Raw genomic sequence first — 14,818 nt, 5'->3', positions numbered from 1 at the left:
CCTTTCTGCGTCACAAAGCGAGATCGCATCTTGACCGGCGAAACCGGAGCGGTCAAGGATGCCCCTTATGCCGACCATGGAAGTACCTCCGGCACGACACCTCATCGACGGCGCATGGGCCCCGGCCCGGCGCCAGGGCACGCTCGACGTGGTGGATCCCTTCACCCACGAGACTTTTCACGCGATCGCGGACGGCGACGGCGACGACGTCGACGCGGCGGTGGCCGCGGCGCGCCGGGCGGCGCCGGGCTGGGCGGCCCTCTCGCCGTCCGAACGTGGTGCCCTGCTCGGCCGGTGGGCCGCGCTGATCGGCGAGCACGTCGAGGAGCTGGCCGCCGTCGAGGCCCGGGACGTGGGCAAGCCGCTGTCCGGCGGCCGGATGAACATCTGGATCGCGCAGGGCATCGTGACCTACTTCGCCGGGGCGGCCGACAAGCTCACCGGCGTCACCCTGCCCACCCGCGACCCGGGCTACCTCGGCTACACGGTGCCCGAGCCGTACGGGGTGTGCGCGGTGGTGATCCCGTGGAACGTGCCGGCCGTGCTGACCGCCGCGAACGTGGCGCCCGCGCTGGCCGCCGGTAACACGGTGGTGCTCAAGCCGTCCGAGGTGGCGCCGATGGTGGCGCTGGCCCTGGCCGGCCTGGCGCTGCGGGCCGGCCTGCCGCCGGGGGTGCTGAACGTCGTCACCGGGCTGGGCCCGCGCACCGGCGTGGCCCTCACCGCGCACCCGGACGTCGACCACATCAGTTTCGTCGGCTCGACCGGCACCGGCCGGGCGGTGATGACCGCGGCCGCCGCCCACCTGGTGCCGGTGAAGCTGGAGCTGGGCGGCAAGTCGCCGAACGTGCTGTTCGCCGACGCCGACCTGGACGTCGCGCTGCCCGCGATCGTCGCCTCGATCACCGAGAACGCCGGGCAGAACTGCTATGCCGGGTCGCGGCTGGTGGTCGAGAGCACGATCCACGACGAGGTGGTGGAACGCCTCGCGGTGCTGATGGCGCAGGTGCGCAGCGGCCCGTGGGATGCCGACCTGGACATGGGCCCGCTGGTCACGCAGGCCCAGCACGACCGGGTGGCGGGTTTCCTCAAGGACGCCGAGGGGGCCCGGCTGGTCACCGGCGGTTCCGTCGGCGAGGGCTGGTTCGTCGAGCCGACCGTGTTCGACCGGGTCACCCCGGGCCTGCGGCTGGCCCGCGAGGAGATCTTCGGCCCGGTCCTGGCCGTGCAGGAGTTCACCGGGTACGCGCAGGCGGTGGAGCTGATGAACGGCACCGACTTCGGGTTGCTGGCCTGCCTGTGGACGAACGACGTCTCGCGGGCCCTGCGGCTGGCCCGCGACGTGCGGGCCGGGCAGGTGGCGGTGAACCAGTTCCACGACGCCGGGGTGATCGGGTTCCCGTTCAACATGCAGAAGGACAGCGGCTTCAGCCGGGGCGGAGGTTACGCCGCGATGCGTGAGTACACGCAGGAGAAGGCCGTGGCCGTGCGGCTTCTGGAGCCGTAGTGGACACCCTGGCCCCGCAGCTGCCTGTGGGCCCGCAGGCGCCGCTGACCCCGGGCCACTTCGACCGCACGATGACCCGGCTGGCCCTGGCCGGGGCGGGCTGGCCCGAGCTGGTGCGCACCCTGGCCGGGGCCACCGGCGCCGTCTGCCGCATCGTCGGGCCGCGCGGCGACGTGGTGGCCGGCACCGACGGGATCACCGGCCCGGCGGGCGGGCTGCCCCGCTCCGAGGTGGCCCGGGTGCTGGCTGGCGAGGAACCGGTCACCGTGGTCTGCGGTGACGGCTGGCGGGCGCGTGCGGCCCGGCTCCTGGCCGGGCGGCGGGGGATGGGCGCGCTGCTGATCGCCGAGCCCGCCACCGAGGCCCAGGTCGCGCACCTGCGGGCCTCGATCACCGCGGTGCTGATCGAGGCGGTGCGGCTCGACGCCGGCGCCGGCGGTTCCCCGGCCGGTGACGTGCTCACCGGTGACGTACTGGTCGACGGCCTGCGCGGGGTGCTCGAGGCGACCCCCGCCGACCTCTGCGACACCGGTGCCCAGCTGGGCTGGGACCTCACCCGCCCGCACCGGGCCGTGGCCCTGTACTACGCGGGGCCCGCCCCGGCCCGCTGGGCCGGTGCGCTGAGCTGGCTCGACCGCCCGACCTCGCGGGAGGGCCGGTACGCCTGGACGCTGGCCGCGGGCGACGACGACGCGACCGAACTGGCCTCTCTACGGCACCAATTGGGGACGACGGTGGAGCCCGGCCTGGTCCTGGCCGCCAGCGGCTCGCTGGGCCGCCGCCCGGAGCAGACCCGGCAGTCGTTCGCCGAGGCCGACCGGCTGCTGCGCCTGGTGCAGGCCCGGCAGTCCGGACCGCCCGGACCGGCCGGACCGCCGGGTGAGCTGGCGTTCAGCCGGGCCGGGCTGGCCCAGCTGCTGGCCGGGGTGGCGCCCGCCCGGCTGGAGGCGTTCGCCGACGGGCAGCTGCGGCCGCTGCGGGGCCGCCCGGAGCTGCTCGAGACCCTGGCCGCCTGGCTCGACTCCGGTGGCAGCCGCCGGGCCGTGTCGGAACGCCTTCACCTGCACCGCAATTCCGTCGGGTACCGGGTGGCCACGATCAAGCGGCTGCTCGGCCGCGACCCCCTCGACCCGGCGGTGGCCCCGGCCCTGGCGGCCGCGCTGCTGGCCGGCGAGCTGGTGTCGGCGGGGCCCGAGCAGCTCTGACGCACGCCGGGTTTGCTTGCGGTGAGCGGTCTTCCGCGCCCGGTGTTTCCAGCTCATGACGTCGGATGACGAGTTAGGGTGAAACGTTGACACTCGTCGCGAAACCGGGAAACCATGTCGCCATGCGAACCATCGACGCACAATGCGAGATGGTCCCCACCCTGCTGGTCACGGGTGGCGACGTGGTCACGATGGATCCGCACCGCCGGGTCCTGAACGACACCACGATCGCCGTCAGCGGCGGCAGGATCGCCGCGCTGGGCCCCGCCGGGGACCTGCGCCGGCGTTACCCCGGGGCCGAGGAACTCGACGCGACCGGCGCGGTGGTCATCCCGGGACTGATCGACGCGCACCAGCACACCACGGTCGACCCGCTGGTGCGCAGCCTGATTCCCGACGACATCCCCTCGCAGAGCGCGATTTACGACTGGGCGGTGCCGCTGCACCAGCACGCCGACGGCGACGACGACGAGCTGGCGGCCACCGTCACCGCGGTGGACTGCCTCACCCGCGGCGTCACCACCGTGCTCGAGCCGGGCACCGTCGCGCACCCGCTGCGCGCCGCCGCCGGGCTGCGCCGGGCCGGCATCCGCGGCCGGGTCGGCGGCTGGGGCTGGGACACGCCCGGCCTGCCCTTCTCGGCCCCGGCCGGCGAGGTGCTGGCCGCGCAGCGCGAGACCGTCACGGCGCTGCGCGCGGCCGACCCGGACGGGCTGGTCACCGGCTGGGTCACCCTGGTCGGCCACGCCCTGGTCAGCGACGAACTGTTCGGCGGCGCACTGCAACTGGCGGGCGAGCTCGACACCACCGTCACCTGGCACCTGTCGCCCGGCCCCGACGACCCGGGCTCCTACCGGCTGCGGTACGGGCGCAGCCCGGTCGAGCACCTGGCCCGGATCGGCGCCCTCGGCCCGCGGCTGCTGCTCGGCCACGCGGTCTGGCTGGAGAACGCCGAGCTGGAGGCGCTGCTGCACACCGGCACCGCGATCGCCGCCTGCCCGGGCGCCTACCTGCGCCTCGGCCAGGGTGTGACCCGGGCCGGCCGGTACGCCGAATTCATCCACCGCGGAGGCCGTCTGGCACTCGGCTGCGACTCGCACAACGCCGGCGACGCCCCCGACGTGCTGCGCGCCGCCGCACTGCTGGCCGGGCTCGAGCACGACCGCGGCACCGAGCCGCCGCTGCGCGCGGCCGACGCGCTGGCCCTGGCCACCGTCGACGGCGCCGAGGCGATCGGCGCGGGCGGCGAGATCGGTTCCATCCGGCCCGGTCTCGCGGCCGACCTGGTGGTGCTCGACACCACCCGCCCGGGCTGGATCCCCCGCGCCACCGACCCCGCCGCCCTGGCCCGCCAGATCGTCTGGGGCGGCGTCAGCGACACGGTCCGCGACGTGGTCGTGGGTGGCCGCGTCGTCGTCCGCGATCGTCGTCCCCTCCTGGTCGACCTCACCGAACTCCGGCAGGAGGCCGCCGCCCGCCAGGGCGCGCTGCTCTCCCGCGCCGGGCTGCCCACCAGCGCCACCGTTCCCTCTCCCATATGATCGGTTCTCCGAAAGGGCATACCGTGAAGACTTTTCCCGTCCGCCTGAGCGTCGGCGCGCTCGCCGTGCTGTCGGCGGTCTCGCTCACCTCGTGCGCGAGCAACGACGAGACCGCCGAGAGCGCGACCACCTCGGCCGCCGGGGCGGCGTCCGAGGGCACCGTGCCCGCGGGCGAGCCCGACATCAACGGCGACGGCAAGGTGGTCGTCGGGGTGCTCAGCCCGGGCGACATCCACGACAAGGGCTACTACCAGAGCTTCGTCGACGCCGCCGACACCTTCGCGAAGGACCAGGGCTGGGAGGTGATCAGCCGCGGCAGCGTGGCCCCCACCGACGCGCTGAACGCCGCCCGCGCCCTGTGCCAGCAGGGGGTGGACCTGGTGGCCCTGGGCGCGTCCGAGCTGTCCGACGCGATCCCCGCCTCCACCGAGGCGGTCTGCGCGAAGACCGCCTGGTACGTGCCCAGTTCGGAGAACGTCGAGCAGACCCCGGAGATCTTCCTGAGCTCCGACAACCCGGCGCAGGACATGCTCGCCGCCGGTTACGCGGCCGGGCTGTACATGCAGGAGAAGAACTCCACCCAGGCCGGTTTCATCGCCGGGCCGGAGGCCGACTACAGCACCGCCGCGGCCAGGGCCTACGAGGCGGGCATCAAGCTGGTGGTGCCCGACGCCACCGTCAGCGTGACCTTCAACGGCGACGCGAACGACCCGGCCAAGGGCCGTGAGTCGGCGCAGGCCCAGATCAGCCAGGGCGTCAGCATCACCTACCCCTACCTGGGCGGCGCCACCGACGCGGTCGCCGAACTGGCCAACGAGGCGGGCGTGGCGGTGCTCACCCCGGGCACCGACCGCTGCGACTCGACCTCCCCCACCTACGACATCTCGGTGATCTTCAGTCCCGGCGACTACCTGACCGCCGGCCTGGAGCAGTTCGCCGCGGGCACCCTGGCGATGGGCGTGGAGAAGGTCTGGCAGATGGGCGTGGACCCGTTCCCGACCGTGAAGCTGTGCGACGCCACCGCCGACGAGCAGGCCAAGATCGACGAGTTCGAGAAGAAGATGGGCACCGGCGAGATCGACGCCGAGGCCGAGGTGGCGAAGCTGGGATGAGTACCCCTCCGGCCCTCGAGGTCTCCGGGGTGAGCAAACGCTACGGTCCCGTTCTTGCCTGTGACAGCGTGGATCTCACGGCGCACGCCGGTGAGGTGCACGGCCTGCTCGGCGAGAACGGGGCCGGCAAGTCCACCCTGATGAAGGTGCTGCTCGGCCTGGTGCCGCGCGACGCGGGCACGATCGCGCTGCGCGGCACGCCTACCGAGATCGGCGACCCGCAGGCCGCCGCCCGGCTCGGCCTGGGCATGGTGCACCAGCACTTCAGCCTGATCGAGCCGCTCACCGTGTGGGAGAACGTGATCCTCGGCGACACCGGCCGGATCCGGCGCGAGGCGGCCTGCGCGGACGTCGAGCGGGTCGCCACGCAGTACGGCCTGCCGATCGACCCGCTGGCCCGGGTCGAGACCCTCTCGCCCGGCCTGCGCCAGCGCGTCGAGCTGGTCAAGTGCCTGCGCCGCAACCCCTCGGTGCTGGTGCTCGACGAGCCCACCTCGGTACTCACCCAGGGCGAGTCGGCCGAGCTGTTCGCCGTGCTGCGCGGCGTGGTCCGCGACGAGGGCCGCGCCGTGATCCTGATCAGCCACAAGCTCGGCGAGATCATCGCGGCCACCGACCGGGTCACCGTGCTGCGCCGCGGCCGGGTGCGCTACCACGGGCCCACCGCCGCCACCAGCGCGCAGGAACTGGCCCGCGAGATGGTCGGCCGCGACGTGTCGCTGCTGGCCGAGGGAGCGGCGCTGGGCCTGGCGGCCTCCTCGTCGTCCTCTGTCACGACCGCGACCACCCACCCCACCGCCGCCCTCAAACTCACCGGGGTGCAGGCAGAACCGGGCCTCGGCCCGATCGACCTGAGCGTCGCCCCGGGCGAGATCGTCGGCGTGTACGGGGTCGAGGGCAACGGGCAGAGCGAGCTCGGGCGCGTGCTGTCCGGGCTGCTGCGCCCGCGGGCCGGCACGGTCGAGGTGGCCGGGCGGGCCGTGGACGTGTCGCACCCGGCCGCCCTCACCCGGGTCGGCCTCGGCATCATCCCCGAGGACCGGCACCACTGCGGCGTGGTGCTCGACCTCGGCGTCACCGACAACCTGCTGATGAAATCGCTGGGGCAGTACGCGCGACGGGGCGGGATGCTCGACCGTGCCGCCATGCGCCGGCGCGCCGCCGAGCTGATCGAGGAGTTCGGCATCAGCACCCCCTCGCCCGACACCCCGGTGCGGCGGCTCTCCGGCGGCAACCAGCAACGGGTCGTGCTGGCCCGCGAACTGTCCGCCGGGCCCAAGGTCCTCGTCGCCGCGCAACCCACCCACGGCCTCGACGTCGGCGCCATCGAGGAGATGTACGACCGGCTCCGGCAGGCCGCCGCCCAGGGCGTCGGCGTGCTGCTCATCTCCACCGAACTGGAAGAGGTGATGGCCCTGGCCTCACGGATCGCGGTGATCTCGCGGGGCCGTTTCACCGGTGAGCTGACCACCGCCGAGGCCACCACCGAGCGCCTCGGCCTGCTCGTGGGAGGCATGGCCGCATGAAGACCCTGGCCACCGTGCTCAGCGTCGCCGCGGCCCTGCTGCTGTGCGCCCTCCTGCTGGTCACCACCGGCTTCTCGCCCGCCGGCGCGCTGCGCTCGATCTACGACGGCAGCCTCGCCAACGGCACCGCCCTCACCTCCACCCTGCTCTACACCGCCCCGCTGCTGCTGGTCGCCGTCGGCACCTGCGTCAGCACCCGGGCCGGGGTGTTCAGCATCGGCCAGGAAGGACAGGTGCTGATCGGCTGCTTCACCGGCGCCTGGTTCGCCCTGCGCCTGGCCGTCGCCGGGCCGCTCATGCTCGTGGTGGTCCTGCTCGCCGCGGCCGCCGGGGGAGCCCTCTGGGCCTGGCTCAGCGCCCTGATGTACCGCTGGCGCGGCGTCAACGTCGTGGTCAGCACCCTGCTCATGGTGTTCGTCGCGCAGCAGCTCATCGCCTTCTCGGTGGGCCAGGCCTGGTTCCTCCAGCAGTCCAAGGGCGACAAGGCCGTGGTCGCGCCGCAGTCCAACCAGATCCCCGAGGCCGCGCGGCTGCCCTCGTTCGGCGAGTACCCGCACATCAGCGTCAATCTCGGCCTGATCGTCGCCGTTGCCCTGACCGCGCTCGTGGCGGTCGTGCTGGCCCGCACCGCCTGGGGGTTCCGGCTGCGCCTGACCGGCCTCAGCCCGGCCGCCGCCCAGCACACCGGGGTGCGCACCGCCCGGGTCACCGCGCTCGCCCTGGTGATCTCCGGGGCCTTCTCCGGCCTGGCCGGCGCCCTCATGCTGGCCAGCCCGATCGGCACCTACCGGCTCCAGCCCGGCATGTCGTCGAACATCGGCTGGGACGGCCTGCTCGTGGCCCTGGTCGCCCGCAACAACCCCTGGCTGTGCGCCCCCGTCGCCCTGCTGTTCGGCGTGCTGCGCGCCGGCGGCAGCTTCCTGTCCGCCACCGGCGTGCCGTTCTACCTCGTCGACGTGGTCAAGTCGCTGCTCGTGCTCGCCCTGGTGGTGCCGCCGGTGCTCACCGGCCTGCTGCGCCGCCGCCCGGCCGCCGTGGCCCCGCAACCGCCCGTCCCCGTGGAGGTCTGAACCATGAGCCTCGCCTTCGACACCGAGATCATCCTGTCCAGCGGCGTGCGCCTGGCCACCCCCCTGGCCTTCGCCGCGCTCGGCGAGTACGTGGCGGAACGGGCCGGGTGCCTGAACATCTCGGTCGAGGCCATGATGCTCGGCGCCGCCTTCGGTTCCGTCGCCGTGGCCAGCGCCACCGGCAGCGCCACCCTCGGCCTGCTCGCCGGGGTCCTGATCGGCGCCCTCATCGCCCTCGTCCACGCCAACCTCTCGCACCGCGCCGAGATCAACACGTTCGTCGTCGGTCTCGCCCTCAACACCCTGGTGCTCGGCCTGACCAGCTACTTCATCGCCTCCAGCGGGTTCGGGAGCCACCAGGTCGCGCAGGTGCGCATCCCCGTGCTCGAAGACCTGCCGGTGCTCGGCAGCCCGCTGTTCGTCGAACGCTGGCCCGTGTACCTGCTGCTCGTGCTCGTGCCCCTGACCTGGTGGCTGGTCTCGCGCAGCCGCTGGGGCCTGGAGCTGCGCGCCGCCGGCGAGAACCCGGCCGCCGCCGACGTCACCGGCATCCACGTCAACCACCGCCGCCGCCAGGCCATGCTCTGGTGCGGCCTGATGGCCGGCCTCGGCGGCGCCCACCTGGCCGTCGGCGAGGTCGGCTCGTTCAGCCAGAACATGACCGCCGGGCGCGGTTACATCGTCATCGCCGCCGTCATCTTCGGCGCCTGGCGCCTGGGCCGCACCCTGCTCGGCTGCGCCCTGTTCGGCCTGGCCGACGCCCTGCGCCTGGCCCTGCCCGCGCTCGGGGTCACGCTGAACTCACAGCTGCTCGCGGCCGCGCCGTATCTGCTGGCGCTGGTCGCGATGCTCGCCTTCGTCGCCTCGTCGCGTGAACCCCGGTCGCTGGGGCAGCCTTTCGAGCGATCCTCCTAGCGCCGCCGCAGCGGCGGGGAGGTCAGCGCCGGGGGCACGTACCCGATGTCCACCGGGTTCACCGTCACCCCCGGCGCCACCACCTCGTCGATCGCGTCCAGCACCTCCGGCGCCAGCACCACGTCGGCGGCGCCCAGCTGGTCGATCAGCTGCTCCGGCGTGCGCGGCCCCATGATCGCCGAGGTCACCGCCGGATGGGCCAGCACGAACCCCAGCGCCAGCTCGATCAGCGACAGCCCGGCCTTCTCGGCGATCACCGCCAGCCGCTCCACCAGGGCCAGCTTGCGCTCACGCACCGCGGCGTCGCCGTAGTCGAAGTGGTCCTTCTCGCGCAGCGCCCGGGAGTCGCCGGTGGGCTCCTGCCCGGCCCGGTACTTGCCGGTCAGCCAGCCCCCGTTCAGCGGGCTCCAGACCAGCACCCCCAGCCGGTAGCGCTGCGCGGTGGGCAGCACCGCGGCCTCACCCAGCCGGTTCAGCACCGAGTACGACAGCTGCTCGGTGGTGAACCGCTCCCGGTGGCGACGCTCCGACGTCCACTGCGCCTCGACGATCTGCTCGGCCGGGAAGCTCGACGTGCCGATCGCCCGGATCTTGCCCTGCCGCACCAGATCGCCCAGCACGCCCAGGGTCTCGTCGATGTCGGTGGCCGGGTCGGGCCGGTGCACCTGGTACAGGTCCAGGTGGTCGGTGCCCAGGCGGCGCAGGCTGGCCTCGATCGCCCGGGTGATCCAGACCCGCGAGTTGCCGCGCCGGTTGCGGTCGCCGGGCGCGCCCGGCATCTCGTTGTGCCCCTTGGTGGCCAGCACCACCTGGTCGCGGCGCCCGGCCAGGGCCCGCCCGAGGATCTCCTCGGACTCGCCGAACGCGTACACGTCGGCGGTGTCGACGAAGTTGACCCCGGCGTCGAGCGCGGCGTGCACCATGCGGGTGCACTGCGCCTCGTCCGGGTTGCCCCAGGCGCCGAACATCATCGTGCCCAGGCACAACGTGCTCACCTCGATACCGGTACTGCCCAGGGTGCGGTACTGCACGATGTGTCCTCCCGACGGAAATGACTCGGATCCGCATGTTTTCACGTCGGACGGCCCCGGGCCATGGTGTGCGGCGACAGCGACCGGTGGGCGCTGATCGTGCCCCGGGCACATGGACGACGTGCCCGGTGCGTCCTAGCCTGCTGCACAAGGCTCTTCGAGATCACTCAGGAGATTCGCATGTCCCGTCTCACCGCGGCCCGCTGGACCCACGTCGCCCTGCCCACCGGCGACCTGGACCGGGCCATCGAGTTCTACACCTCGCTCACCCCGCTGGTGGTGCTGGAGCGCTTCGCCGACGCCGACGGCGAGAGCGTGTGGCTGTCGAACGACAAGCAGGCCGACACCCCGATGGTGCTGGTCCTGGTCTCGTTCAACAAGGACAAGGGCGGGCAGCTGGGCCTGCTCACCCCGTTCGCGCACATCGGCATCGAGGTGCCGGAGCGTTCCGACGTCGACGCGATGGCCGAGCGGGCTCGCGAACTCGGCGCGCTGCACTGGGAACCGCGCGACATGCCCGACCCGGTCGGCTACATCTGCGCGCTGAAGGACCCGGACGGCAACGTGGTCGAGATCTCGCACAACCAGAAGGTGTTCGACTCGGTGCAGAAACTCTGGGGTTCCTCCGCTGAGTGACGTCGTCGCGCGCTACCTGAGTGCGCTCAACGCCCACGACGTGGCCGCCGTGCTCGCCTGCGTCACCGACGATTTCGTCAACGAGCACACCGCGGCCGGCGGCGTCGACCGGATCGGCAAGGCCGCCTACGCCGCGGCGCTGCCGGGCTTCCTGGCGTCGTTCGCCGACCTGGCCTACGAGCCCGATACCTTCATCAGGGACGGCGCCCGCGCCGCCGTGCCCTACCGGATGTCGTTCCGGCACCTGCCCTCCGGCGGCACCCCGGTGAGCGTGCGGGGCGTGTTCGTGTTCACGATCGCACCCGGCGGGCTGATCTCCCGCCGGGTGGACCACTGGGACTCCGGTGAGGTGGCCCGGCAACTGGCCGGCTAGGGATCAGGTGCCGAGCTGGGCCGACAGTTCGCCCGCGACCTTCACCAGGGTGCGGGCGATGTCGGAGTCGATCGCGTCGGGGATGCGCACCGTGGTGCCGATCACCGCCAGTGTCGCGGTCAGCGTCTCGCCCTCGAAAACCGGTGCTGCGAGCGTGCGCACACCGTTGAGCGTGGGCGAGTTGGTCGACACCCCGTGGGTGCGGATCAGGTCCAGCTCGCGGCGCAGCTCGGGCCGCCCGCGCAGCACCCGGGGCAGCGACGCCACCTGCCCCGGGGGCAGCAGCGCGCAGAACACCCGGCCCTGGGCCGAGCCGGTCAGGTCGAGGCGGGCCCCGGCCCGCACACTGATCCGCACCAGCTGGTCGGTGTTGTCGGCACAACGGACGACGACGGCGCCCTCGCCGTCCCACACGCTCAGCACCGCGGTCTCGTCGGTCAGCTTGACCAGGCGCTCGAGGAACGGCTCGGCCGTGGTCACGATCGGCAGGCCGGCCCGGGCCGTGGCGGCCAGCGTGAGCACCTGCGGGCCGAGCGAGTACAGAGCCGTACGCTCGTCGTAGCGCAGGAGATTCGCGGCCCGCAGCGCCTTGGTGTAGCGGTGCGCGGTGGCCTTGCTCGCCCCCAGATGGGTGGTGATCTCGTTGAGGCTCAGATGGGGCCTGCTCACCGTGAACGCGTTCAGGATGAGCGCGGCGCGCTGCACCGTCTGGATCGTCGGGGCGGCCGCCTCGTCGGTCATGGTCGTGCTCCTCGTCCCTCGTGGTCGCTCGTCGTCGGCATTGCGTATGGCAGGACGATATCTCTCATACCGAGACGCTGTAACCCGATCGAATCATCCCTGACCCGAAAGTCGTTGCGAATGGCGACAGAATGTCTTGACGGCGACATCGGGATGCCCGAGGCTGAACATCATGCGAGACGTCGTCTCGCGCTTTCCCCTTTCCCCCGCACACTGCTCGTCGACCAGAAGGGTCCGAGGCGGATGACTCACACCATGGTGGCCGAGGACTGGGACCGGCAGACCTTCCGCGTCAACCGCGAGGCGTACCGGTCCCAGCAGCTGTTCGACGCCGAGCGCGAACAGATCTGGGGCCGTAGCTGGCTCTACCTCGGTCACGAGACCGAACTGCCGAACAAGAACGACTTCAAGGTGCGCACCCTGGCCGGGCGGCCGCTGATCTTCGTCCGCGACGGCGAGGGCGAGATCCACGCGTTCCTCAACTCCTGCCCGCACCGCGGCACCGTGGTCTGCCGCGAGAACGAGGGCAACGCAAAGAATTTCGCCTGCTTCTACCACGCCTGGACGTTCCGCTCCAACGGTCAGGTCTCGTCGATCCCGGGGCTCGACGCCTACCCGGGCGACGAGGCGTTCCGGGCGTCGATGGCGCTGCGGTCGGTGGCCCGGCTGGAGATCCACGAGGGCTACGTGTTCGTCGCGTTCACCGCCGACGTGCCGCCCCTGCTGGAGCATCTCGGCGACGCCGCCGACTACATGACGATGATCGAGCAGCAGCACGCGAGCGGCATGACCACCCTGCCCGGCACACAGCTGTACTCGGTGCGCGGCAACTGGAAGCTGGCCGTCGAGAACGCGATGGACGGCTACCACTTCTCGCCCACCCACAACACGTTCGTCGGGTACTTGCGCGAGAGCGGTTTCGCCGTCACCGACGACGACCAGTACGCCTACACCCTCCAGAACGGCCACCTGCTGCTGGTTCTCACCGGTCACGGCGGGCGCATCAGCATGATCTGGGAGCCGCGCTTCGGCGAGGACGAGCGGGTGCGCACGCAGGAGCACCGGGCCGAGATGGTGCAGCGGCTGGGGGAGCGGCGGGCGCACTACGTGGCCGACGAGAGCCACATCCTGTTCGTGTACCCGAACCTGCTGCTGTTCGACATCGAGGGCCTGTCGATCCGGCAGCTCGAGCCGGTCTCGCCCGGCGTCACCGACGTGCGGGCCTGGCAGCTCGTGCCGAAGGAGGAGGACCCGGACGCCCGCGCGCTGCGCATGCGCACCGTGGTCAGCTTCGTCGGCCCGGGCGGCCTGGCCACGCCCGACGACATCGAGGCGTACGAGGCGGTGCAGCGCGGTATCGAGGCCACCGCCGGCGGCGGTGCGAACGACTTCAGCGACATGTCGCGCGGCCTGGCCGACGAGATCAAGGGCGTGCAGGGCCGTTCCATCGACGAGGGCGCGATGCGTGGCTTCTGGCGGCACTGGGTGGCAGCCGTCGCCCCCGCCGGGCTGTCGGTCACCGGTGAGCGCCCGGAGAGCTTCGTGACCGGAAGGGACGTGCGGTGATAGACCTTGCCGTCAGCCGGGCCGCGGTGGAGGACTTCCTCTACGCCGAGGCCGACATCCTCGACGCCTGGGACTACGACGCCTGGCTGGCCCTGTTCGAGCCGGGCGCCCGGTTCGAGGTGCCCACCACCGACTTCCGGGGCTGGTCGGCGATCGAGTCGGGCTCGTTCGTCACCGACGACTGGGACCTGATCAAGGCCCGGGTCAAGCGCCTGAAGTCGCGCAAGGCGCACGCCGAGAACCCGCACTCGCGCACGCACCGGCTGGTCTCGAACGTGCGGCTGCACCCGATCACCGACCCGGCCGCGCCGCTGCGGGTCGGGCCGGTCTCGACGAACGTGGCCCTGACCGCCCGGCAGTTCGGCGACCTGTCCGACTCGTTCCGGGTCACCGCGTCGTTCGTGGTGCACCGCGCCCGCGACGGCGAGTTCGACAGCTACGTGGGCCGTTACGACCACGTGCTGGTGCCGCACGAGGACGGCTTCCGGTTCCGGCTGCGGCGCTCGATCCTGGGCCACGAGTTCCTCACCGCGGGGGCCCGGCTCAGTTTCATCCTCTAGCGCTGGGAGAAGCACGTTGACCGAGCACACCTTCACCTTCGGGTTCCGCCCGGAGGCCGACCCGGCGCAGGCCGGGCTGGCCCGGGAGGAGCTCCAGGCCTTCACCGCCCGGTGGGCCGACATCCTCGACGACAGGAGCGTTCCCATGCCCACGCGGCAACACGGCCCGTACGGTTTCGAGTACGCCCGGATCGAGGTGCCCGATCTGCGGGCCACCATCGAGTTCCTCGAATACCACGTCGGTCTCCAGCTCGAGCAGCACACCGACGAGTACGCCTACCTGCGCTCCGACATCGAGCACCACTGCATCGAGCTGATCGCGGCCCCGCACCGCGAGGACGGCTGGACCACGGCCATCGGCTACAGCGTCGGGAGCGAGGAGGTGCTCGAGCAGCTGCACAAGCGCGTGCTCGACGCCGGCCTGGAGGTGCTCGAGCTCCAGGAACGCCAGAAGGGACTCTGCGCGAACGGTTTCGCCGTGGCCGACCCGAACGGCCTGATCGTGGAGCTGTTCACCGAGTTCCACGAGTACGCCGAGCCGCCGCACATCGAGATCCGCCCGAAAGACCTGGTGCACCCGTTCCTGTCCACCCCGAAGTGGCAGGAGAGCCTGGACTTCTACCAGAACGTGCTGGGCTTCCTGGCCTCCGACCACGTGGTCGGCTCGACCACGTTCCTGCGCTGCGAGGACCGCTACCACCACAGCCTGGCCGTGCAGAAGAACAAGGAGTTCTTCGTCGGGCACCTGTGTTTCGCGATGAAGAGCCTCGACCACGTGATGCGCCTGCGGGCCCGGGCCCTGTACAAGGGGGCCCCGATCGCGTCCGACATCGTGAACCACTCGGCGTCCACGTCGATCGCGTTCTACCTGCACGACACCAAGTTCGGACCCCGGTTCGAGCTGTGCGACGCGCACCGTGTGCTCACCCCCGAGGAGCACGAGACGCACCGCGCCCGCCACATGCCGGCCGATCCGCGCAACATCGACGTGTGGCGCCCCGCCGCCGACGACTGGGGCCGCTTCTGACATGGACG

At 72.2% G+C, this 14,818-nt stretch carries 14 protein-coding genes; 12 read left to right on the top strand and 2 right to left on the bottom strand.

Annotation, left to right across the window (positions count from 1 at the left end; genetic code table 11):
- The first annotated feature begins 67 nt into the window (after positions 1 to 67).
- The 7 genes from KIH74_RS26140 (at position 68) to KIH74_RS26110 (ending at position 8,876) form a co-directional block, all read left to right on the top strand.
- Complete coding sequence (locus KIH74_RS26140) at positions 68 to 1,507, top strand: aldehyde dehydrogenase family protein (protein ID WP_214158971.1); 1,440 nt, start codon at positions 68 to 70, stop codon at positions 1,505 to 1,507.
- Positions 1,507 to 2,712, top strand: coding sequence for a PucR family transcriptional regulator (locus KIH74_RS26135; protein ID WP_214158970.1), 1,206 nt, complete (start codon positions 1,507 to 1,509; stop codon positions 2,710 to 2,712). Before KIH74_RS26140 ends, KIH74_RS26135 begins: the two co-directional genes overlap by 1 nt.
- Positions 2,713 to 2,834: 122 nt before the next feature.
- On the top strand, positions 2,835 to 4,253 hold the full coding sequence (locus KIH74_RS26130; protein WP_214158968.1) for an amidohydrolase family protein: 1,419 nt from the start codon (positions 2,835 to 2,837) through the stop codon (positions 4,251 to 4,253).
- Positions 4,254 to 4,276: 23 nt separating this feature from the next.
- Positions 4,277 to 5,365, top strand: coding sequence for a BMP family lipoprotein (locus KIH74_RS26125; protein ID WP_214158966.1), 1,089 nt, complete (start codon positions 4,277 to 4,279; stop codon positions 5,363 to 5,365).
- Positions 5,362 to 6,891: an ABC transporter ATP-binding protein gene (locus tag KIH74_RS26120; protein WP_214158965.1), complete on the top strand. Its 1,530-nt coding sequence runs from the start codon at positions 5,362 to 5,364 to the stop codon at positions 6,889 to 6,891. The genes KIH74_RS26125 and KIH74_RS26120 overlap by 4 nt, the downstream gene beginning before the upstream one ends.
- On the top strand, positions 6,888 to 7,961 hold the full coding sequence (locus KIH74_RS26115; protein ID WP_214158963.1) for an ABC transporter permease: 1,074 nt from the start codon (positions 6,888 to 6,890) through the stop codon (positions 7,959 to 7,961). The genes KIH74_RS26120 and KIH74_RS26115 overlap by 4 nt, the downstream gene beginning before the upstream one ends.
- A 3-nt stretch (positions 7,962 to 7,964) precedes the next feature.
- Complete coding sequence (locus KIH74_RS26110) at positions 7,965 to 8,876, top strand: ABC transporter permease (protein ID WP_214158961.1); 912 nt, start codon at positions 7,965 to 7,967, stop codon at positions 8,874 to 8,876.
- Here the strand turns inward: KIH74_RS26110 and KIH74_RS26105 are convergent.
- Positions 8,873 to 9,907: an aldo/keto reductase gene (locus KIH74_RS26105; RefSeq protein ID WP_214158960.1), complete on the bottom strand. Its 1,035-nt coding sequence runs from the start codon at positions 9,905 to 9,907 to the stop codon at positions 8,873 to 8,875. The genes KIH74_RS26110 and KIH74_RS26105 overlap by 4 nt on opposite strands.
- 180 nt (positions 9,908 to 10,087) lie before the next feature.
- Here KIH74_RS26105 and KIH74_RS26100 point away from each other — a divergent pair, with 180 nt between their 5' ends.
- Positions 10,088 to 10,543, top strand: coding sequence for a VOC family protein (locus KIH74_RS26100; protein ID WP_214158958.1), 456 nt, complete (start codon positions 10,088 to 10,090; stop codon positions 10,541 to 10,543).
- Positions 10,536 to 10,916, top strand: a complete 381-nt coding sequence (locus tag KIH74_RS26095) for a nuclear transport factor 2 family protein (RefSeq protein ID WP_214159096.1) — start codon at positions 10,536 to 10,538, stop codon at positions 10,914 to 10,916. The genes KIH74_RS26100 and KIH74_RS26095 overlap by 8 nt, the downstream gene beginning before the upstream one ends.
- Positions 10,917 to 10,919: 3 nt before the next feature.
- Here KIH74_RS26095 and KIH74_RS26090 read toward each other — a convergent pair whose 3' ends face one another.
- On the bottom strand, positions 10,920 to 11,657 hold the full coding sequence (locus tag KIH74_RS26090; RefSeq protein WP_214158957.1) for an IclR family transcriptional regulator: 738 nt from the start codon (positions 11,655 to 11,657) through the stop codon (positions 10,920 to 10,922).
- A gap of 243 nt (positions 11,658 to 11,900) precedes the next feature.
- On the opposite strand from KIH74_RS26090, the gene KIH74_RS26085 reads away from it, so the two are divergent.
- The 3 genes from KIH74_RS26085 to KIH74_RS26075 are packed head-to-tail and all read left to right on the top strand — an operon-like array spanning position 11,901 to position 14,810.
- Positions 11,901 to 13,223: an aromatic ring-hydroxylating oxygenase subunit alpha gene (locus KIH74_RS26085; RefSeq protein ID WP_214158955.1), complete on the top strand. Its 1,323-nt coding sequence runs from the start codon at positions 11,901 to 11,903 to the stop codon at positions 13,221 to 13,223.
- A complete protein-coding gene (locus KIH74_RS26080; RefSeq protein ID WP_214158953.1) occupies positions 13,220 to 13,783 on the top strand; it encodes an aromatic-ring-hydroxylating dioxygenase subunit beta in 564 nt (187 codons plus the stop codon). Before KIH74_RS26085 ends, KIH74_RS26080 begins: the two co-directional genes overlap by 4 nt.
- Before the next feature lie 16 nt (positions 13,784 to 13,799).
- Positions 13,800 to 14,810, top strand: a complete 1,011-nt coding sequence (locus KIH74_RS26075) for a VOC family protein (RefSeq protein ID WP_214158951.1) — start codon at positions 13,800 to 13,802, stop codon at positions 14,808 to 14,810.
- The last annotated feature ends 8 nt before the right edge of the window (positions 14,811 to 14,818 follow it).

The sequence above is a fragment of the Kineosporia corallincola genome, assembly GCF_018499875.1.
GTDB lineage: Bacteria > Actinomycetota > Actinomycetes > Actinomycetales > Kineosporiaceae > Kineosporia > Kineosporia corallincola.
Note: the sequence above shows the minus strand (reverse complement) of the source record. Positions and strands in the feature narration are given on the sequence as shown.

Excerpts from the sequence above, each read along its gene's own strand:
- KIH74_RS26085 (WP_214158955.1), top strand. The coding sequence starts at position 11,901 with ATGACTCACACCATGGTGGCCGAGGACTGGGACCGGCAGACCTTCCGC.
- KIH74_RS26100 (WP_214158958.1), top strand. The coding sequence starts at position 10,088 with ATGTCCCGTCTCACCGCGGCCCGCTGGACCCACGTCGCCCTGCCCACC.
- KIH74_RS26090 (WP_214158957.1), bottom strand. The coding sequence starts at position 11,657 with ATGACCGACGAGGCGGCCGCCCCGACGATCCAGACGGTGCAGCGCGCC.
- KIH74_RS26120 (WP_214158965.1), top strand. The coding sequence starts at position 5,362 with ATGAGTACCCCTCCGGCCCTCGAGGTCTCCGGGGTGAGCAAACGCTAC.
- KIH74_RS26115 (WP_214158963.1), top strand. The coding sequence starts at position 6,888 with ATGAAGACCCTGGCCACCGTGCTCAGCGTCGCCGCGGCCCTGCTGCTG.
- KIH74_RS26140 (WP_214158971.1), top strand. The coding sequence starts at position 68 with ATGCCGACCATGGAAGTACCTCCGGCACGACACCTCATCGACGGCGCA.
- KIH74_RS26130 (WP_214158968.1), top strand. The coding sequence starts at position 2,835 with ATGCGAACCATCGACGCACAATGCGAGATGGTCCCCACCCTGCTGGTC.
- KIH74_RS26110 (WP_214158961.1), top strand. The coding sequence starts at position 7,965 with ATGAGCCTCGCCTTCGACACCGAGATCATCCTGTCCAGCGGCGTGCGC.